The organism is Brevundimonas sp. FG128 (assembly GCF_057809775.1).
This window is the reverse complement of the sequence record NZ_JBMDKP010000003.1, coordinates 106,243-125,386: the sequence shown is the minus strand read 5'-3', so window position 1 is coordinate 125,386 and position 19,144 is coordinate 106,243. Positions and strand designations below refer to the sequence as shown.

Genomic DNA, 19,144 nt, shown 5'->3' with positions numbered 1-19,144 from the left:
TGCGCAGGCTGATCGCTGAACAGGAAGCGACACAGCAGGGAGCGCAGCCATGCCCGACAAGACGTTCAAGGCCGGCGACCGCGTAAAGTGGGACCACAGCCAGGGCACGACGACCGGCAAGGTCGTCAGGAAGGTCACCTCCGAAACCCACATCAAGGGCCACAAGGTCGCAGCCTCGCCTGACAATCCCGAGTATATCGTCGAGAGCGCCAAGACCGGCGCGCGCGCGGCGCACAAGCCGTCGGAGTTGAAGAAGGCATGAAGACCCTGTCTCGCGGCGTCGTGCTTTCCGCCCTGGCCCTGTCCGCCTTCGCCGTCGCCGGTTGCGGCGACAAGGACGCCGCCAAGGCGCCTGTTGCCCCCAAGGCCGCCATGCCTGCGACCGCCGCCTCTGCCGCCGCGCCCGTGCTTCAGATCCGCAGCGAGACCAAGCAGTTCCGCGACTGGAGCGCGACCTGCGGCAACGACGGAACCTGCTGGGCCTTCGGCTTCGCGCCCGCGTTCGCCGCCGGCTGGGTGCGCATCACCCTGGCGCCCGGCCCGGACGCCCAGCCCCAGATCCTGTTCGGCTATTGGCCCGACAGCGACGCCAAGGGCCCCGGCCAGATCGCGCTGACAATCGACGGTCGCGCCTTTGCCTCCACGCTCACCCCGGAGGGCGAGGCGGAAGCGCCGATCGGAGAAATCCGCACTGACGCCCGCGCCGCGATCGACGCCATGGCTCAGGGCAAGGTCATGACCATTCGCGGCGCCTCGACCCAGGACGTCTCCCTGCACGGCGCCGCCGCCGCCCTGTTGTGGATCGATGAGAAGCAGGGCCGTCTGAACACCACCACGGCCCTGATCCGCCGTGGCGACCGTCCCGCGTCCGCCGTCCCGGTCGCCCCGCCCCTGCCGACGGTCACGCCGGCCCCGGCCGTGGATCAGGCGGGCTTCGGCGACGTGAACCAGACCGTTCCCGCCGCCCTTCGCACCCGCACCGAGGTCGGAACCTGCCTGAAGGAATCCGCCATGCCGGCGATCAGCGACATGGTCATGTCCGCCCGGCTAGACGCCCGCACCGAGCTGTGGGGCGTGCCGTGCGGTTCGGGCGCCTACAATGTCACCCACAACTGGTATCTGACGGGACCGGGAGGCCGCGATCCCCGTCCCGCCATCCTCGCCGGAACGGCCGGACACGTCGCCGATCCGGTCATGGCCGACAACTCCACCGTCAATGGCGCCTATGATCCCAAGACCCGCACCCTGTCGGCCTTCGCCAAGGGACGCGGCATCGGCGACTGCGGGTCGGCCCAGACCTGGGCCTGGACCGGCGACCGCTTCGTCCTGACGGAGGAAAGCACGATGGGCCAATGCGCGGGCGTGCGATCCGACCTGTGGCCCGTCGCCTGGCGCACGCGGTGAACGACCCGGAGGTCCTGATCGTCGGGGCGGGTCCGGCCGGTCTGACGGCGGCGACCTATCTCGGTCGTTTCCGCAGGCGGACCCTGGTGGTCGACGCGGGCGAACCGCGCGCCTGCTGGATCCCTGTCAGCCACAATATGCCGGGCTTTCCTGCAGGAATCGGCGGCGCGGACATCCTGAAGCGGATGCGCGAACAGGCCGAGGAATATGGGGCGGTCGTCATGTCCGGCCGGGTCGACACCCTGGGCCGCGCCGGCGACGGCTTCGTCGCCCAGGTGGACGGCCGCACCATTCGCGCCCGCGCCGTGCTGCTGGCGACCGGCGTCGTCGATCATCACCCCGACCTGCCGGGCGTCGAACGCGCCGTGCAACGGTCGCTGGTCCGCGTCTGCCCCATCTGCGACGGCTATGAAGCCACGGACAAGGCGGTCGCCGTCATCGGTCACAGCGACAAGGGCGCGCGCGAAGCCGCCTTCATGCGCACCTATTCCGACCGGGTGACGCTGATCCACATCGGCCCCGCCGAGGCTCTCTCGCGCCGCGACGAGCTGGACAGGCTGGGCGTCGAACTGATCCTGGCGCCGCTGGAGGCGGTGGAGCTGGAACAGGACCGCGTGACCGCCCTGACCTGGGGCGGCCAGACCCGCGCCTTCGACCTGGTCTATTCGGCGCTGGGCACGTCGCCAAACGCCGAACTGGCCCGAGGCCTGGACGCGCGCCTCGCCGACGACGGTCGGCTTGAGGTCGATCTGCATCAGGCGACCAGCATCCCCGGCCTCTACGCCGCCGGCGACGTCGTGCGCGGTCTCAACCAGATCGCCGTGGCGACCGCCGAAGCCGCCGTCGCCGCGACCGACATCCACAACCGCCTGCGCCAGGCCGACGGCCTGACCGTCGCCGACTAGGCCTGGGTCGCGACCCAGCCGTCCACGATCCGCTCCAGCACCGACAGCGGCACCCCGCCGGCGGCCAGGGCAGTGTCGTGGAAGCCCTTGATATCGAACTTGGGCCCCAAGGTCGTCTTGGCCTTTTCGCGCAGGCGGACCCATTCGTTGTGTCCGACCTTGTAGGCGCAGGCCTGGCCCGGCCAGCCGCAATAGCGTTCGACCTCGGACGTCGCCGCGCCTTCCTGATCGCCATAGGCCTCCATCATGTAGCGGATGCCCTGTTCGCGGCTCCAGCCCTTGGAGTGGATGCCGGTGTCGACCACCAGGCGGGCGGCGCGGAACATCAGCGACTGGAGGTAGCCGATCTGGCCCACCGGATCGTTCTCATAGGCGCCCATCTCGTCGGCCAGCTGTTCGGCGTACAGGCCCCAGCCCTCGACATAGCTGGAGAAGCCCAACAGGTTCATCAGCAGGGGCGCGGACTCGCTCTCCTGCTGCAGGCTGATCTGGAGGTGATGGCCCGGCGTGGCCTCGTGATAGGTCAGGGTGGGCAGGGTCCAGGACGGCCATTCCGCCGTGTCCTTCAGATTGATCCAGTAGATGCCGGGCCGCGTCCCATCCAGGCTGGGCGAGTTGTAGTAGCCCATCGGCGCGCCGGCCTCGATCTCGGGCGGCACGCGCTTGATCTCGACCTTGGCCTTGGGCAGCCGACCGAAGGCGTTGGGGAGCCGCGCCTGCATGTCGGCCATCTGGGCGTTCAGCTTTTCGATCAGCTCGGCCTTGCCGGCGTCGGTGTTGGCGTAGACGTATTTGGGATCGTCCCCCAGGGCCTTGATCCGCTCGGCGACCGAGCCCTGCGTCAGCCCTTGCGCCTTCAGCAGCACGTCGGCCCGCGCCGTCAGATCGGCCATCTGCTCGACGCCGGTGCGGTGGATCTCGTCCGCCGTCAGCCGGGTCGTGGTGATGTAGTGCAGGCTGTTGGCGTAATACTGCTCGCCCTGCGGCAGGCGGCGCACCGAGGCCTCATGCACGGCGTTCGGCTGGGCGGCCTTCAGCACCGCGTTCTGGGCGGCGAGCGCCGGATAGACCCGCTCGGTCACCAGACGTTCGACCTGGGCGCCCCAGTCGCCGGTCAGCCCCTTGGCGCGCGCGCGATCGACGACCGACTGCACCAGGGGCGAGGTCGCCGCCGGGGTCGCCAGGAAGCCGTCCTGCTGGCGGATCGCCTTGGCCAGGATGAAGTCAGGCGGGATGACGCCGAGCGCATATTCCTCCTTCACCCGGTCCGTCTCGGCCAGCAGCACGTCGGCGAAGGCGTTGACGCGCGCGACATAGGCGTCGGCGTCGGCGGCCGTCTCTATGGTGTGCTGGTTGGCCAGGAAGTCCGGCGTGGACTGATAGGCGCCGCCCTGCTGGCTGACCCGGTACGGATTGGGCCAGCCGCCCTGGCCATAGGGGATGTCGAAGGTGGCGATCACCCCGTCCAGATTTTGCGCCAGGCTGTCGTAATAGTTGGCGTTGCGCGCATCCAGTTTGGTGCGGTCGATCCGGGCCAGTTCGGCGCGCTGGCGACGCGTGAAGGCTCGCTGGTCGTCTTCCTCTGCGCGTGTGGGCGCGGTCAGTTTCGACTTGGCGGCGGCGCGGTCGCCCTTGTCCAGGCCGAACATGGTGACGACCTCGGGGCTCCTGTCCAGCGTCTGCTCGAACGTGGCGTCCATGAAGGTCTTCAGCTGGGCGGCGGCGTCGCCCTGAGGCGCGGCCTGTCGGGCGAAAGCGGGACCGCCCACGGCGACGAGGCCGGCGCCCAGTGCGGCGGACTGAAGAAGACGACGACGATCGAACATGGAACGGCCCCTCGAAATTGGATGCGGCAATGGAGACCGCAGGCGCGGGCGCGGCAAGTGAAATTCCAGACAGGCCCCGATCTCTGCATGGTGCGGCCAAAGAAAAAGCCCGGCGGATCGCTCCGCCGGGCCTCATCGGTCTTGGATACGCGGTCGCCTAGTCGCGACGACGACGTCCGCGATCGCCACCGCGATCACCGCCGCCTTCGCGCTTGGGACGGCCGCCGGTGTCGTCCGACAGAGGCTCTTCGCCACGCTCGGCGCGTTCGGCGTTGATCTTGTCGGTCAGGTCTTCACCCGTGGTCTGGTCGACGATCTTCATCGACAGCTTGGTCTTGCCGCGATCGTCGAAGCCCAGGAACTTGACCTTCACTTCTTGGCCTTCCGACAGGACGTCGGCCGGGTTGGCGACGCGTTCCAGAGCGATCTGGGACACGTGGACCAGGCCGTCCTTGGCGCCGAAAAAGTTCACGAAGGCGCCGAAATCGACGACCTTCACGACCTTGCCGGAGTAGATGGTTCCGACTTCCGGCTCCGAGGCGATGGACTGGATCCAGGCCTTGGCAGCGTCGATCTTCTCCTGGTCGTTGGCGGCGACCTTGATGGTGCCGTCATCGCCGATGTCGATCTTGGCGCCGGTCTTCTCGACGATCTCGCGGATGACCTTGCCGCCCGAACCGATCACTTCACGGATCTTGTCGACCGGGATCTTGACCGTTTCGATCTTCGGCGCGTGCTCGCCCAGTTCGGTGCGCGGCGCATCCATGGCCTTGGACATCTCGTCCAGGATGTGGAGGCGACCGGCCGAGGCCTGGGTCAGAGCCTGCTTCATGATCTCCTTGGTGATGCCGGCGACCTTGATGTCCATCTGAAGGCTGGTGATGCCTTCCGACGTGCCGGCGACCTTGAAGTCCATGTCGCCCAGGTGATCTTCGTCACCCAGGATGTCCGACAGGATGGCGAACTCGCCCGACGGCTCCAGGATCAGGCCCATGGCGATGCCCGAGACCGGACGGATCAGCGGCACGCCCGCGTCCATCAGGGCCAGCGAAGCGCCGCAGACCGTGGCCATCGAGGACGAGCCGTTCGACTCGGTGATCTCGGAGACCAGACGGATGGTGTAGGGGAAGTCTTCCTTCGACGGCAGCATCGGACGAACCGCGCGCCAGGCCAGCTTGCCGTGACCGATCTCGCGACGGCCGGGCGAACCCATGCGGCCCGCTTCACCCACCGAATAGGGGGGGAAGTTGTAGTGCAGCAGGAAGCTCTCTTTGTAGGTGCCCGACAGGCTGTCGATATACTGTTCGTCCTCGCCGGTGCCGAGCGTGGCGACGACCAGGGCCTGGGTTTCCCCACGCGTGAACAGGGCCGAACCGTGGGTGCGCGGCAGGACGCCGACTTCCGACACGATGGCGCGGACCTTGTCGAGGGCGCGGCCGTCGACGCGGTGGGCGTTCTCGATGATGTCGCGACGCAGAACCTCGGCTTCGCATTCTTTGAAGGCGGCCGAGAACTTGGAGCCATCGACGCCGTCGGGGTTCTCGTCGGTCTTCACCAGCTTGGCGGCGGCGGCCTTCTTGGCGGCATCGACGCCCGAGCGGCGGTCGTACTTGCCGGGGTGGGTGTAGGCGGCCTTGATGTCCTCGCCGACCAGCGACTTGATCGAGGCGACGACGCCCGAGTGATCTTCGGCCTGGAAGTCGAAGGGCTCCTTGGCGGCGTGTTCGGCCAGTTCGATGATGGCGTCGATCACCGGCTGCATGCCCGCGTGCGCGAACATCAGGGCTTCCAGCATCTTCTCTTCCGACAGCTCCTTGGCTTCGGATTCGACCATCATCAGGGCGTCCTGGGTGCCGGCGACCACCAGGTCGAGGTCCGAGGTCGCGATCAGGTCGATGTGCGGGTTCAGCACCAGCTCGCCGTCGATCAGGCCGACGCGTGCGGCGCCGATGGGCCCCATGAAGGGCACGCCCGAAATGGTCAGGGCGGCCGATGCGGCGACCAGGCCGACGATGTCCGGGTCGTTCTCCATGTCGTGCTGCAGCACGGTGACGACGACCTGGGTCTCGTTCTTGAAGCCCTTGACGAACAGCGGGCGGATCGGACGGTCGATCAGGCGGGAAACCAGGGTTTCCTTCTCGGTCGGACGGCCTTCACGCTTGAAGTAGCCGCCCGGGATCTTGCCGGCGGCGAAGGTCTTTTCCTGGTAGTTGACCGTCAGGGGGAAGAAATCCAGGCCCGGCTTGGGCGAGCGGCCATAGACGACGGTGGCCAGAACCACGGTCTCGCCGTAGGTCGCCAGCACGGCGCCGTCGGCCTGGCGGGCGATGCGGCCCGTTTCCAGGGTCAGCGGGCGTCCGGCCCAGTCGATCGTCTTGCGTTTGATATCGAACATATTTCGTCTTTCGTATCCCGGGCGGCGTATTCCGCGCGGGGTCCCATCATGGGGCGGATGCGTCGGCGTTCAGTCCTTCGATCCAGAGGTCGCCGCGCCATCGCGATCGACCGGGAGAGGACCGGCATGGCCCTCGCAACTGCGCCGTAAGTCCTGCGGCGCACAGGTCGTCTCTAGTCGCACAACGAGGCGCGGACGTGACCGTCCGCGCCTCGAAAGCGTATTCTACACTGATCCGACGCCTTAGCGGCGCAGGCCCAGCTTGGCGATGAGCGCTTGGTAGCGATCGGCGTCGACCTTGGTGAGGTGGTCGAGCAGGCGGCGACGTTGCGACACCATCTTCAGAAGGCCACGACGCGAGTGGTTGTCCTTCTTGTGGGTCTTGAAGTGTTCGGTAAGGTTGGCGATGCGTTCCGACAGGATCGCGACCTGAACCTCGGCCGAGCCGGTGTCGCCAGCGGTGCGGGCGTTATCGGCGATGATCTCGTGCTTGCGTTCAGCAGTAACCGACATCGAAAGTCTCCCTTGATGGCCTACCGCGCTTTCGCGCTACTTGAGGCCGGGTTGGAGTCCCCTGATCAGGCGATCAGGAAAGATTGAAAACGCGGTCGGGTTCTAACCGGCCGGCCCGCAACTGACACAGCGCGACGAGGGTCTGGCCCTGAAAGGCTGAAACCGTCCGCGAACCGCCTGTGAGACGATCCTTGAGGGTTTCCACCTGACGGGGGAGCAGAACGATCGGGCGTCCCTGCCGAAGCGAGAAGGCGTCCTGTTCCGTCACGGCCAGCTCCGGGATGTCGTCCAGGGCGGTCGCAACGGCAAGCAAGCCTTCCGAGGCGGCGCCCCTATGCACCATTTCCTCCAGAGAATCCAGAGTCACGGCGTTTTGCGTGCTGAACGGCCCGACCAGTTCGCGCCGCAGGGCCGACACATGACCCTCGGCGCTCAGCACGACGGCCAGGTCGCGCGCCAGCGAGCGGACATAGACGCCCTTGCCGGTGCGGATGGTCAGTTCGACATGATCGGCGTCCGGCGCATCGCTGACCTCGGCCGAATAGATGGTCACGCGGCGGGACTGGAGCTCGAACTCGACCCCGTCGCGGGCCAGGTCATAGGCGCGGGCGCCGTCCACCTTGATCGCCGAGAAACGCGGCGGGGTCTGGTCGATCTCGCCGACGAAGGCCGGCAGCGCCGCCTTCACCGCCTCGACCGTGGGCCGCACGTCGGAACGGCCGATGATCTCGCCCTCGCGGTCCACGCTGTCGGTCGAGACGCCCCAGTTGATGGTGAAACGATAGACCTTCTGCGCCTCCATCATCATCGGCACGGTCTTGGTCGCCTCGCCCAGGGCGATGGGCAGGATGCCGCTGGCCAGCGGGTCCAGCGTCCCGGCGTGACCGGCCTTCTGGGCGTTGAACAGGCGGCGGATGCGGCTGACGGCTTCCGTCGATCCCATCTCGAACGGCTTGTCCAGGCAGACCCAGCCGTCGACGATGTCGCCCTTCTTCTTGCGGGCCATTATGCTGGGCCTATCGCGCTTCGCGCTACTTGAGGCCGCAAGGCTGGGGCAACCGCGCTTCGCGCTGCTTGAGGCCGGTCAATCAAGCGTCGTTACCTTCGTCGTCGCGAGCCGCCAGGTCGGCCTGGATGCGTGGATCGGCGAACAGCTTGTCCATGTGGTTGGCGGCGCCGAAGCTCTCGTCGTGGCGGAACTTCAGGTCGGGCGTGAACTTCATGTCCAGGCGCCGGCCCAGCTGACCGCGGATGAACTTGGCGTGGACGTTCAGGGCCTTGATGATCTCGCTCTCATGGCCGTTGGTCGCCGCGGCCTCGACGCCGGCGCCCAGGGGTTCGACGAAACAGGTGGCGTGTTTCAGGTCCGGCGACAGGCGAACCTCGGTCACGGTGATGGACACGTCGGCCAGGGCCTCGTCGCGGATGTCCTCCTCGCGCAGGATGTCGACCAGGGCGTGACGGATCAGCTCGCCGGCGCGCAACTGGCGCTGGCTGGGCGCTTTTCCTGCAGGGCTGGCGCTGGAGGAACTGCGGGTAAATTGCTTGTGGGCCATCGGCCTCTCCTTCTTGTTCGCCCGCCGGGGCTCGGACCCGGCCGGATAAGCGAAAGTCGGGCGGTCTAGGCGCGCGGAGCCGCCGTGTCCAGTTCGGCGGCCCGTTTCCGACGCCGTTCCGCCGCCCGCACGGATCGCATCACCTCCGACGAGCTGACCGACTGGACCGGTCGGACCGAGACCCCGCCGGCGTTCAGCACGCCGGCCGTCCAGTGGTTGCAAAGATGCAGGAGAGAGAAGGTCTCGCGACTGGCCAGGAAACGGGCGTCGTCGCCAGGGCGCGCGGCCACGATGCGCGGCGCGGCGTCCGACAGGTCCAGCGACGCCTCGATGCGCGCCGCCAGCCGGTCGAACTGGGCGGAAGTCAAGGTCAGGGTCGCGGCGTCTTCGCCATAGCTGGAAAGGGAATCCGCCGTCTCCGGATCCAGCATCACCACCGCTGGATTGCCCGGCCGGAAGAAGGCGCGGGCCCCGTCGGGCAGCCGGTCGGCGATCGGCCTCTGGTCCACATAGAACCGGGCGTCGCCCCAGCCGATCAGGATCCAGTCGCCAGGCGGCAGGGCGGCGACGGCCCGACCCAGCGGACCGCCTCTTGCGACCAGCGTCCTGCGCGGCGCCGCGAGATCGGTGTGAAAGCCGTTGTCGCGCACCTGAATGACCACAGCGTCGCCTCTCGCCAGCCGGTCCGTGTGGCCGAGCCGCGTCCAGGTCAGAAGGGCGGCGAGGACGCCCACAAGGACGGCGAGCGGCAGGCCGATCCTCACCGTCCGAAATCCAGCACGCCGCACAGGCGATCATCGGGCGCCAAGGCGCCCGGCGGCGGCCCCTGGCGAACGGGCATCAACCTGAAGCCGTCGCGTCGCATGGCGAAGGCGAGCCAACCCACCTCATGCCCGGCGCAAAGGCGCGAATCCTGGTCGGACATCACACGACGAATCTCGATCTGGACGCTCGGCGGCACGGCCATGAGGTCGGCGAACGCCCGCGAGACGCTGGTCGGCTCGTCCGCCATGACCAGCCGATGCGGCGCCGACGTCAGGCGACCGCCTCCGTCGGTGGTCAGGACGCCGCCCTCGGCCGTCAGCGCCAGGCCAGGTCCGGCGACGTAGCGTCCGGACAGAACCGCCTCTCCGACCTCGATCCGTTCAGGCGCCGGGCGCGTCGGCGCCTCAGCCCGGTCCCAACGCAGCATCAGCCGATGCATCGCCGGCTCGACGATCACCGCGCCGATCATGACCAGGGCGAGGGCGCACAGGCCGACCGCCACGATCCATTTCAGCGATGGGACGCCGGACGGCGATGCGGTCGCGCTCATGCCCCCAGTCTAGGGCCAGAGCGGTTGAGGAAAAATCACCGTCGATGCGAAAACGGGTGCGCCGATCAGTTCCGGCCGGGACGACGGGTCGGGTCGCTGAGCTGGAACAGGCGTCCCGGCAGGTTCGATGCCGGTTGCAGGGACGTCAGCTGGGTGCGCGTGCGCGCGCCTTGCGGATCGGTGATGGTCCATTCATGCAGCCGCATCGGATCGCCGGCAAAGGCCAGAACGACTTGGCCGTCGTTCGGACGGCCGGAATCCCGCGCCGTGATGGCGAAGGCGCCCGACGCCATCCGCGTCACCCGCTCGATGCGGACGCCCTGGTCCAGCCGGACGTTGCGCGCCAGGAAGGTGGACAGGGGCGTGCGGCCCAGCGGCACCTGCTGGAAATTCTTCAGGCGCGGGTCGTAGCGTTTGACGTTGTAGCCGTCGGACACGACCAGCAGGCCGGCCGGATTGGTGTATTCGAACCGCATCTTGCCCGGACGTTGAAGGTAGAAGCGACCTTCGCGGCGCACATTGTTGGGACCGGTCTCGACGAACGTCCCCTGGGCCGAGGTCAGGGCCTGAAGATAGCCTTGCGCCTGCTGGACCACCGCGCGGTCCTCGGCCGACAGGTTCGACTGGGCGTCGGCAGGCGAGGCGATCAGGCCCAATGCGGCGGTCCCGGCGAACAGGCCGGCGCCCAGAAGCATCTGGCGGCGCTGGAGGTCGGCGGGTGCGATGGCGAGGGTCTTTACAGTCATGAAGTCCGTCTCCCGTTCGGGATGGTTGTCGATCCTGCCGTCTTGCCCAGTCGGCTTGGCGTCGGAATGACGCGAGCCTGACCATATTCCGGCGCTGCGATGAAGCCCTGTTCATCGAAATGCTGAAGCTTGGGAGAGATAGCGGGCCAGACAACGGCTCGCGGGCGCAGCCGTTCCTTGGCTTGGATCACACCATCGGCGGCGGGCCGGCCAGGACGTCGCGCTTGCCGGCGTGGTTGGCGGGGCTGACCACGCCTTCCTGCTCCATCCGCTCGATCAGGGAGGCGGCGCGGTTGTAGCCGATCTGGAGGCGACGCTGGACGTAAGAGGTCGAGGCCTTGCGGTCGCGGGTGACGACGGCGACCGCGCGGTCATAGAGGTCGTCGCCCGAGCCGCCGCCGCCTTCGTCCACGGCGCCGTCGCTGTCGCCGTCCGGCTCGTCGGTGATCAGGTCCAAATAGTCGGGCTCGGCCTGGGCCTTCAGGTGTTTGCAGACGTCCTCGACTTCCTTGTCGTCCACGAACGGACCGTGCAGTCGGGTGATCCGTCCGCCGCCGGCCATATAGAGCATGTCGCCCTGGCCCAGCAGTTGTTCGCCGCCCTGTTCGCCCAGGATGGTGCGGCTGTCGATCTTGGACGTGACTTGGAAGCTGATGCGGGTCGGGAAGTTGGCCTTGATGGTGCCGGTGATCACGTCGACCGACGGGCGTTGCGTGGCCATGATCAGGTGGATGCCGGCGGCCCGCGCCATCTGGGCCAGACGCTGGACGGCGCCTTCGACGTCCTTGCCGGCGACCAGCATCAGGTCGGCCATTTCGTCCATGACCACGACCAGGAAGGGCAGGGGCTCGGGCCGGATTTTCTCGGACTCATAGACCGGGCGGCCTTGGTCGTCGAAGCCGGTCTGGACCGTGCGTTCGAAATGCTCGCCTTTCGCTTGAGCTTCGCGGGCGCGCTCATTGTAGGATGCGATGTTGCGCACCCCCAGCTTGGACATGCGGCGATAGCGGTCCTCCATCTCGCGCACCGTCCATTTCAGGGCGACGACGGCCTTCTTCGGATCGGTCACGACCGGCGCCAGCAGGTGCGGGATGCCGTCATAGACCGACAGCTCCAGCATCTTGGGGTCGATCATGATGAAGCGGCATTCGGCCGGACTGTGGCGATACAGGATCGACAGGATCATGGCGTTGACCCCCACCGACTTGCCCGAACCGGTGGTGCCCGCGATCAGCAGATGGGGCATGCGCGCCAGGTCGGCGACATAGGGTTCGCCGCCGATGGTCTCGCCCAGGGCCAGGGGCAGCAGGTGGCCCTTCTTGTCGTATTCGGCGCTGGACAGCAGGTCGCGCAGATAGACGGTCTCGCGCTTGGCGTTGGGCAGCTCGATGCCGATGGCGTTGCGGCCTTGGACCACCGAGATGCGGCAGGCGCGAGCCGACATCGACCGGGCGATGTCGTCGGCCAAGGCCACCACGCGGCCGTGTTTCACGCCGGGGGCGGGGACCAGTTCGTACAGGGTGACGACCGGGCCGGGGCGGATCTGGTCGATCACGCCGCGCACGCCGAACTCCTGAAGCACGCCCTCCAGCATCTTGGCGTTCTGCTTAAGCGAATCCTCGTCGACCGCACCCACGCGCTGGGGGGGCTTGGTCAGTATGCCCAGCGGCGGCAGGTCGAAATCGCCCTCGGGCCGCGCGAAGTCGAAGGCCTGCTGGTCCACGTCATCCTTGCGGGCCTTGGGCGCCTTGACCGCAGCGACGCGCGGCTCGACAGGGCGGGCGGCCGACGGGCGCGGCGCGGGCTGGACGGCGTCGTCCTCCCACGGCGGCAGGTCGTCATAGGCGGTCTGCGGCGCATCTGCGGGCGCGGCTTGCGAAGCCTCCTCGGGCGGGGGCGCAGCGCGGGGCGTGCGGGCCTTGGCCGGCGCCTTTTCGCGGACAGGCTGGGCCGCAGCGCGGGGTGCGACGGCCGGGCGCAGAGACTTGCCCCAATGCAGGGCGTCGATGAAGTCCATGGCGCGCAGGCCGATGGCGAAACCGACCAGCCAGAGGCCGACAATCAGGAAGATGACGCCGGCGATGATCCGTCCGCCGGGAATATGCAGGGCGCCGATCCCGCGCGCCGCCAGACCTGTGACCGCATCGCCCCACAGACCGCCGAGACCTGCCGCCAACGGCCAGGCGGCGGGCGCGGCCAGAGCGGCCAAGGCGCTGGAAAGCAACAGCACCCCGCCGGTCGCGGCGAAGGCTTTCAGCGGCGAGGGCTTGAGCCTTTGCTGGATCGCATCGCCGACCGCGCGGGCCAGGCCGAAGGCGACCAGAAGCAGGGCGGCGGGCCAGGCGGCCAGACCTAGCGACTGCATGAACAGATCGGCGAACAGGGCGCCGTTCGCCCCCAGCCAGTTGGTGGTCGGCAGGCTGGAGGCCGCGTTCAGGCTGGCGTCCGCCGGATTCCACGACACCAGGGCGACCAGCAGCAGGGTCGCCAAAAGCGCCTGAAGCACCCCCCTGAACCGCACCACAAAGGGCGCGTCCCACAGGATGCGGGCGCTGATCCAGGCCTGACGGCTGATGGCGAGGGCGGTGGACATGGGAGGGCGAACCCTGACGACGAAAGGATACTCACCCCCTTCTCGCACCCTCAGGGTTAAGGGGCTGTTTACCAGCTTGGCCTTGGGGCGGACAATCCGCCCACTGGACCTTTGGCCTCGACGGGGCGACAAGCCTGTCATGGCCGACACCGAACGCTACGACATCGTCATCGCCGGCGCGGGGCTGACCGGGGCGGCGTTCGCCCTGGCGGCGGCGCAGGGCGGGTTGAAGGTCGTCATGGTCGATCCCCAGCCGTTTAGCGCCCAGATGACGCCGACGTTCGACGGGCGTTCGACGGCCGTGGCCTTCTCGACCTTCCGCATGCTGGACGCCCTGGGTCTGGGAGAGACCTTGCGTCCCCACGCCTGCCGCATGGATCATATTCTGGTGACGGACGGCAGGCGACCGGGCGCCGCCAGCCGCAAGGCCTCGCCGGCCTTCCTGCGCTTCGACGCCGACGAGATCGGCGGGCGCACCGGGGGCGAACCGCTCGGTTACATGGTCGAGAACCGCCGCATCCGCGTCGCGCTTGCCGAGGCCGTGACGCGGGCAGGCATCGAGGTCCGGGCGCCGGCCGCCGTCGCCAGGGTCGAGACCGATGCGGGCAAGGCCACCGTGACCCTGGCCGATGGATCGGCCCTGGTCGCCCCGCTGGTCGTCGGCGCCGAAGGGCGAGGCTCGACCGTGCGCCGCGCGGCCGGGATAGAGACCGTCGGTTGGGGCTATGGCCAGAGCGGCGTGGTGGCCACGGTTCGGCTGGGCCGCGACCACGGCAATATCGCCCACGAATACTTCCTGCCCAGCGGCCCCTTCGCCATCCTGCCCCTGACGGATCAGCGCGCCAGCCTGGTCTGGACCGAGACGACGCGGCGGGGCGAGGCCCTGCGCGACGCCTCCGACGAGGCCTTCCACGCCCATCTGATGCGCCGGTTCGGAGAGTTTCTGGATGGGGCGACGGTCGAGGGGCCGCGCTTCGTCTATCCGCTGGCGCTCAGCCTGGCCGAGACACTGGTCGCCCCGCGCATCGCCCTGATCGGAGACGCGGCGCATGGCGTCCACCCCGTCGCGGGCCAGGGGCTGAACATGGGCCTGAAGGACGCCGCCGCCCTGGCCGAGGTGCTGGCGGAGGCCGCCAGGCTGGGCGAAGACCTGGGCGCCGAGACGGTGCTGGAACGCTACGCCCGCTGGCGCCGGTTCGACAATGCGGCCCTGGCGGCGGGTTTCGACGCCTTCGTGCGCCTGTTCTCCAATGATATCGCGCCGGTGCGCCTGGCGCGCGACCTAGGCATGGCGGCGGTCAACCGGATCGGGCCGTTGCGCCGCGCCTTCATGCAGGAGGCCGGCGGCGCGACGGGCGACCTGCCCCGCCTGCTGCGCGGCGAGGCGGTCGTCTAGTTCAACTGCATCCGCACGCGTTCGAACGTCGTGAACCGCCTCGCCTCCTCGACCCCGTCCAGACCGTGGGCGCGGGACAGGGCCTGCAGCGAGCCGGCCAGCGCCCCCTGCTTCTCGCGCGCCGAGGCGACGTCAAGCCAGGGCCGGTGGTCGTCTGGGTCCAGCAGGGCGCGGCGCAGGGCGGAGCGTTCGGCGGCCTCATAGTCCCGGCCGCGAATGGCGCGGCTGAACAGCATGTTCTGCAACCGGATCAGGGACTGTCGATCCGTCACCGGCGCCATCAGGATATCAAGCCGATCCGCGACATGCGGCATCAGCCCGGCGCGAAGCGCACGGCGGGTCAGTTCGCTGGGCAGGATCAGCCGGCCCTGGCTGAACGGGTCCAGCGCCACCGGCCCTTCCGGCGTCTCGACGCGGATCATGAAATGGCCGGGGAAGTCCACGCCCGCCGCCGTGATCCCCGCCTCCCGCGCCGCATGCAGATAGAAGACGGCCAGGGCGGCGGACAGGCCGCGCCGCCGCTCTGCGACCGCGATGATGTCCGTATTGCCGGGATGATCGAAGTGGATCAGGTCGCCGTTCAGCCTCAGGTCCGCACACAGGGTCTCGGACAGGGCGTCGTCGGGGCTTTCGCCGCCGATCCGTTCCTTCAACCGCTCACAGGCGTTGCGGGCCAGGGCGCGCACGGGTTCGGGATCACGAAGAGGGTGGTCGTGGATGGCGCAGGCGATCGCAGCCTCCAGCAGGGGGAAGGCGTCGTCTTCGGCCTGACCGGCCGCGGTCAGGATGGCCTCGGCCTCCTCGCGCGTCATGCGATCCCTTCGTCAGCGCCTTTCGACGCCGCGAAGATGACGTGGAACGCGCCATGGAGCCAGCGCCACCATATCAATTCTCAAATCAAGACGTTGCAGGCCGGGCCGATTGCGTCGGATGGCCTCGCCCGCCGCGATCAGCCGGTCGTGCTGGTCGGGTTTCAGCGCCAGCATCGCCGCCTCCATCGTCGCACGGCGCTTGACCTCGACCACGGCCAGCACCGGCCCGCGACAGACCAGCAAATCGATCTCGCCGGCCCAGCTCTTGAGCCGAAACCCCAGCACCCGATAGCCGCGGAGCATCAGCCACAGGGCGGCGATCCATTCGGCGGCATGCCCGGCCTTGAACGCCGCCCCGCCCTTCGCCTGACGCCACGCCGCCTTGGGGCGACGGATGGGCGCTGGGCGAGGCAGGCGCGGCTTCACTTGCCCTTCAGCTCCAGCGCGCGGCGATAGAGGGTCTTGCGGTTCAGCCCTAGGGCCTTGGCGACCTCCGAGGCGGCGTCGCCGGTCGACAGGGTCTGCAGGGCGTCGATCAGGGCGGCGTCCGCATCGGCCTCGGTCGCCTGAACCTCTTCGCCGGGGCCGACGACCACGACGATCTCGCCCTTGGGGCCATCCAGGCGGGGATCGACCGCCAGCGCATCCAGCGTCCCGCGCACGCACTCTTCATAGAGTTTGGTCAGCTCGCGGGCGACGGCGGCGGGGCGCGGACCCAGCACGGCGGCCATGTCGGTCAGGCTGTCCTTCAGGCGCGGCCCGCTTTCGAAGAAGACCAGGGTCTGGCGCTGGCCCTTCAGGCCTTCCAGCGCGGCGGTGCGGCCCGCCGTCTTGGGCGGCAGGAAGCCGGCGAATAGCACCCGGTCGGCGGGCAGGCCGGCGATGCACAGGGCCGCCAGCAGGCTGGACGGGCCGGGGATCGGATGGACGGGCAAGCCCTCGGCGATGACCGCGCGGGCGACGACGAAGCCGGGATCGCTGACCAGGGGCGTGCCCGCGTCCGAGACCAGGGCCACGACCTGGCCTTCGCGCAGGCGGGCGATGGCCAGGTCGGCGGCGCGGCCGGACGCATGGTCGTCGCAGCGTTCCAGCTTGGCCTTCAGCCCATAGGCCGCCAGCAGTTTGGCGGTGACGCGGGTGTCCTCGGCCAGCACCAGGTCGGCGGCGGCCAGCACGTCCAGCGCCCTCAGCGTCATGTCCCGCAGGTTTCCGATCGGGGTGGCGACCAGATAGAGGCCCGGCTCCACCCGCCGGGGCGGCGGGGCGGCGGGGGGAAAGGGCGAGGGTTCGCTCAACGCTCCACCACGGCCGCCGGCGGGCGCGGCGCCGAGGTCAGGCCCGACCCCTGGAAGGCGGGACCGGCGTCGTAGGCGGCGAAGGTGGCGGCGGTGATGATCTCGCTGACCGAGGCGCCCAGGGACACGATCTGCACCGGCTTCTCCAGGCCGACCAGCAGCGGCCCGATCACGGTCGCGCCGCCCAGGGCCTGGACCAATTTGGTCGAGATGGCGGCCGAATGGATGGCGGGCATGACCAGGATGTTGGCCGGCTTGGTCAGGCGATTGAAGGCGTAGGCCGAGTGACCCTTGGGATCCAGGGCGACCTCGGGCGGCATTTCGCCCTCGTATTCGAAATCGACGCCCTTCTTGTCCAGGATGCGGATCGCCTCGCGCACCTTTTCGGCGCGGTCGCCGGGCGGATTGCCGAAGGTGGAATAGGACAGGAAGGCCACGCGCGGATTGCGGCCCAGCCTGCGAACCGTCTCGGCGGCCTTGACGGCGATGTCGGCCAGCTCTTCGGCGTTCGGCAGTTCGTGAATGGTGGTGTCGGCGACGAACAGGGTCCGGCCCTTGGCCAGCAGGATCGACAGGCCGATCAGCGTGTCCTCGACGTCCAGCACGCGCTGGACCTCCTTCAGCGCCATGTTGAAGTTGCGGGTCACGCCCGCGACCATGGCGTCGGCGCGGCCCTTGGCGACCAGGGTGGCGGCGAAATAGTTGCGGTCCTGGTTGATCATTCGCTGCACGTCGCGGCGCAGATAGCCCCGGCGTTGCAGCTTTTCGTAAAGCCAGTCGGTGTCTTCGACATTGTGGCTGGAGACGCGGGCGTTGATGATCTCGATGCCCAGTTCGTCGAAGTTCAGACCCGCCTCGGCGGCGTTCTGACGGATCAGATCCTCGCGCCCCACCAGCAAGGGCGTGCCCAAATCCGCCTGTTTGAAACCCCAGGCGGCGCGGATGACGGCCGGCTCCTCGCCCTCGGCGAAGACGACGCGCTTGTTGGGCCCGCCGCGCACTGCCGAGCTGATCTTCTGCATCAGGGCGGCGGACGGATCGACGCGCGAACGCAGGGCATTGCGATAGACGTCCATGTCCTCGATCGGCACGCGGGCCACGCCGGTGTCCATCGCCGCCTGGGCGATGAAGGGCGGGATGTACCAGATCAGGCGCGGGTCGAACGGCGTTGGGATGATATAGTCGGGGCCGAACTTCAGCTTGCGCCCGCGATAGGCGGCGGCGACCTCGTCCGGCACGTCCTCGCGCGCAAGAGCCGCCAGGGCCTGGGCGCAGGCGATCTTCATCTCGTGGTTCACGCGCCGCGCCCGCACGTCCAGGGCGCCCCGGAACAGATAGGGGAAGGCCAGGACGTTGTTGACCTGATTCACATAGTCCGAGCGGCCTGTGGCGATGATGGCGTCGGAGCGCACCGACTTGACGTCTTCCGGCGTGATCTCGGGATCGGGGTTGGCCATGGCGAAGATGATCGGATTGGGGGCCATCGACGCCACCATCTCCTTGGTGATCGCGCCCTTGGCGGACAGGCCCAGCACCACGTCGGCGCCGACCATGGCCTCGGCCAGGGTGCGCAGCGGGGTGTCGGTCGCATGGGCGGCCTTCCACTGATCCATGCCGTGGTCACGGCCCTTGTAGACCACGCCGTCGCGGTCGCAGATCACGGTGTTCTCGGCCTTGACGCCTGCGGCCTTCATCAGGGCGATGGAGGACAGGCCCGCCGCGCCGGCGCCCGCCAGCACGACCTTGACCTCGTCCAGCCGCTTGCCGGCGACGTGGCAGGCGTTGATCAGGCCGGCGGTGGAGATGATGGCGGTGCCGTGCTGGTCGTCATGGAAGACGGGGATGTCCAGCAAGTCCTGAAGCTCGCTCTCGATGACGAAACATTCCGGGGACTTGATGTCCTCCAGATTGATGCCGCCCCATGTGTCGCCGATATTCTTTACGACGGTGATGAACTCGTCCGGATCGGTGGTCTTCACCTCGACGTCGAAGCTGTCGACGTCAGCGAACCGCTTGAACAGGACCGACTTGCCTTCCATCACCGGCTTGGAAGCCATGTGGCCCAGGTTGCCCAGGCCCAGGATGGCGGTGCCGTTCGAAATCACGGCGACCAGATTGCCCTTTGAGGTGTAGTCATAGGCCTTGTCCGCATCGGCCGCGATCGCCAGCACGGGCACGGCCACGCCGGGCGAATAGGCCAGCGACAGGTCGCGCTGGGTCGCCATCGGCTTGGTCGGCGCCATGGAGATCTTGCCCGGCGTGGGGATGCGGTGGAAATCCAGCGCCTCTTGGTCGGAGAAGGTCTGTTTTTCGGTTTGATCGGGCATGACTTCAGGCGTTTCCGGGCGCGGCGTTTTTGATTGGCTCCCTCTGTTCCTAAAGCGGCGC

The 19,144-nt window shown here is 68.4% G+C and carries 17 protein-coding genes; 4 read left to right on the top strand and 13 right to left on the bottom strand.

Annotation, left to right across the window (positions count from 1 at the left end; genetic code table 11):
* Window positions 1–49 precede the first annotated feature (49 nt).
* Genes ACODSC_RS09145 through ACODSC_RS09135 form a run of 3 tightly spaced genes read left to right on the top strand, consistent with a single transcriptional unit; the run spans window position 50 to window position 2,309 of the window.
* Entirely contained in the window at window positions 50–262 is a 213-nt protein-coding gene (locus ACODSC_RS09145; RefSeq protein WP_488813592.1) for a hypervirulence associated TUDOR domain-containing protein, read from the top strand.
* Window positions 259–1,404: a DUF1176 domain-containing protein gene (locus tag ACODSC_RS09140; protein WP_488813591.1), complete on the top strand. Its 1,146-nt coding sequence runs from the start codon at window positions 259–261 to the stop codon at window positions 1,402–1,404. Before ACODSC_RS09145 ends, ACODSC_RS09140 begins: the two co-directional genes overlap by 4 nt.
* Window positions 1,377–2,309, top strand: a complete 933-nt coding sequence (locus tag ACODSC_RS09135) for an NAD(P)/FAD-dependent oxidoreductase (protein WP_488813590.1) — start codon at window positions 1,377–1,379, stop codon at window positions 2,307–2,309. Before ACODSC_RS09140 ends, ACODSC_RS09135 begins: the two co-directional genes overlap by 28 nt.
* Here the strand turns inward: ACODSC_RS09135 and ACODSC_RS09130 are convergent.
* From ACODSC_RS09130 to ACODSC_RS09090, 9 genes are all read right to left on the bottom strand, one after another.
* The gene (locus ACODSC_RS09130; protein WP_488813589.1) at window positions 2,306–4,135 is read right to left on the bottom strand and encodes a DUF885 domain-containing protein; all 1,830 of its coding nucleotides are present in this window, start codon (window positions 4,133–4,135) and stop codon (window positions 2,306–2,308) included. The two genes, ACODSC_RS09135 and ACODSC_RS09130, sit on opposite strands and share 4 nt — an antisense overlap.
* Window positions 4,136–4,292: 157 nt before the next feature.
* Window positions 4,293–6,530: a polyribonucleotide nucleotidyltransferase gene (gene pnp, locus ACODSC_RS09125; RefSeq protein ID WP_428153284.1), complete on the bottom strand. Its 2,238-nt coding sequence runs from the start codon at window positions 6,528–6,530 to the stop codon at window positions 4,293–4,295.
* A gap of 243 nt (window positions 6,531–6,773) precedes the next feature.
* On the bottom strand, window positions 6,774–7,043 hold the full coding sequence (gene rpsO / locus ACODSC_RS09120; protein ID WP_135194257.1) for a 30S ribosomal protein S15: 270 nt from the start codon (window positions 7,041–7,043) through the stop codon (window positions 6,774–6,776).
* Window positions 7,044–7,116: 73 nt separating this feature from the next.
* Window positions 7,117–8,049: a tRNA pseudouridine(55) synthase TruB gene (gene truB / locus ACODSC_RS09115; RefSeq protein ID WP_488813588.1), complete on the bottom strand. Its 933-nt coding sequence runs from the start codon at window positions 8,047–8,049 to the stop codon at window positions 7,117–7,119.
* Between the two features lie 82 nt (window positions 8,050–8,131).
* Complete coding sequence (gene rbfA, locus ACODSC_RS09110; protein ID WP_488813587.1) at window positions 8,132–8,599, bottom strand: 30S ribosome-binding factor RbfA; 468 nt, start codon at window positions 8,597–8,599, stop codon at window positions 8,132–8,134.
* A gap of 65 nt (window positions 8,600–8,664) precedes the next feature.
* Window positions 8,665–9,363 (bottom strand): DUF2459 domain-containing protein, encoded by a 699-nt coding sequence (locus tag ACODSC_RS09105; RefSeq protein ID WP_488813586.1) that lies wholly within the window; start codon window positions 9,361–9,363, stop codon window positions 8,665–8,667.
* Entirely contained in the window at window positions 9,360–9,914 is a 555-nt protein-coding gene (locus tag ACODSC_RS09100; protein ID WP_488813585.1) for a hypothetical protein, read from the bottom strand. Before ACODSC_RS09100 ends, ACODSC_RS09105 begins: the two co-directional genes overlap by 4 nt.
* A 65-nt stretch (window positions 9,915–9,979) precedes the next feature.
* Window positions 9,980–10,660 carry a LolA family protein gene (locus ACODSC_RS09095; RefSeq protein ID WP_488813584.1) on the bottom strand — a complete coding sequence of 227 codons (681 nt, stop codon included), beginning with the start codon at window positions 10,658–10,660 and terminating at the stop codon, window positions 9,980–9,982.
* Between the two features lie 187 nt (window positions 10,661–10,847).
* On the bottom strand, window positions 10,848–13,253 hold the full coding sequence (locus ACODSC_RS09090) for a DNA translocase FtsK (RefSeq protein ID WP_488813583.1): 2,406 nt from the start codon (window positions 13,251–13,253) through the stop codon (window positions 10,848–10,850).
* A gap of 139 nt (window positions 13,254–13,392) precedes the next feature.
* On the opposite strand from ACODSC_RS09090, the gene ACODSC_RS09085 reads away from it, so the two are divergent.
* Complete coding sequence (locus tag ACODSC_RS09085) at window positions 13,393–14,649, top strand: UbiH/UbiF/VisC/COQ6 family ubiquinone biosynthesis hydroxylase (protein ID WP_488813582.1); 1,257 nt, start codon at window positions 13,393–13,395, stop codon at window positions 14,647–14,649.
* Here the strand turns inward: ACODSC_RS09085 and ACODSC_RS09080 are convergent.
* From ACODSC_RS09080 to ACODSC_RS09065, 4 genes are read right to left on the bottom strand one after another with little or no spacing between them, the layout of a single operon-like run.
* A complete protein-coding gene (locus ACODSC_RS09080; RefSeq protein ID WP_488813581.1) occupies window positions 14,646–15,461 on the bottom strand; it encodes a SirB1 family protein in 816 nt (271 codons plus the stop codon). The two genes, ACODSC_RS09085 and ACODSC_RS09080, sit on opposite strands and share 4 nt — an antisense overlap.
* Window positions 15,462–15,473: 12 nt before the next feature.
* Window positions 15,474–15,887 carry a YraN family protein gene (locus ACODSC_RS09075; RefSeq protein WP_488813580.1) on the bottom strand — a complete coding sequence of 138 codons (414 nt, stop codon included), beginning with the start codon at window positions 15,885–15,887 and terminating at the stop codon, window positions 15,474–15,476.
* Window positions 15,884–16,756 carry a 16S rRNA (cytidine(1402)-2'-O)-methyltransferase gene (gene rsmI / locus ACODSC_RS09070; protein WP_488813579.1) on the bottom strand — a complete coding sequence of 291 codons (873 nt, stop codon included), beginning with the start codon at window positions 16,754–16,756 and terminating at the stop codon, window positions 15,884–15,886. The genes ACODSC_RS09075 and rsmI overlap by 4 nt, the downstream gene beginning before the upstream one ends.
* The gene (locus tag ACODSC_RS09065) at window positions 16,753–19,083 is read right to left on the bottom strand and encodes an NADP-dependent malic enzyme (RefSeq protein WP_488813578.1); all 2,331 of its coding nucleotides are present in this window, start codon (window positions 19,081–19,083) and stop codon (window positions 16,753–16,755) included. The genes rsmI and ACODSC_RS09065 overlap by 4 nt, the downstream gene beginning before the upstream one ends.
* Between the last annotated feature and the right edge of the window lie 61 nt (window positions 19,084–19,144).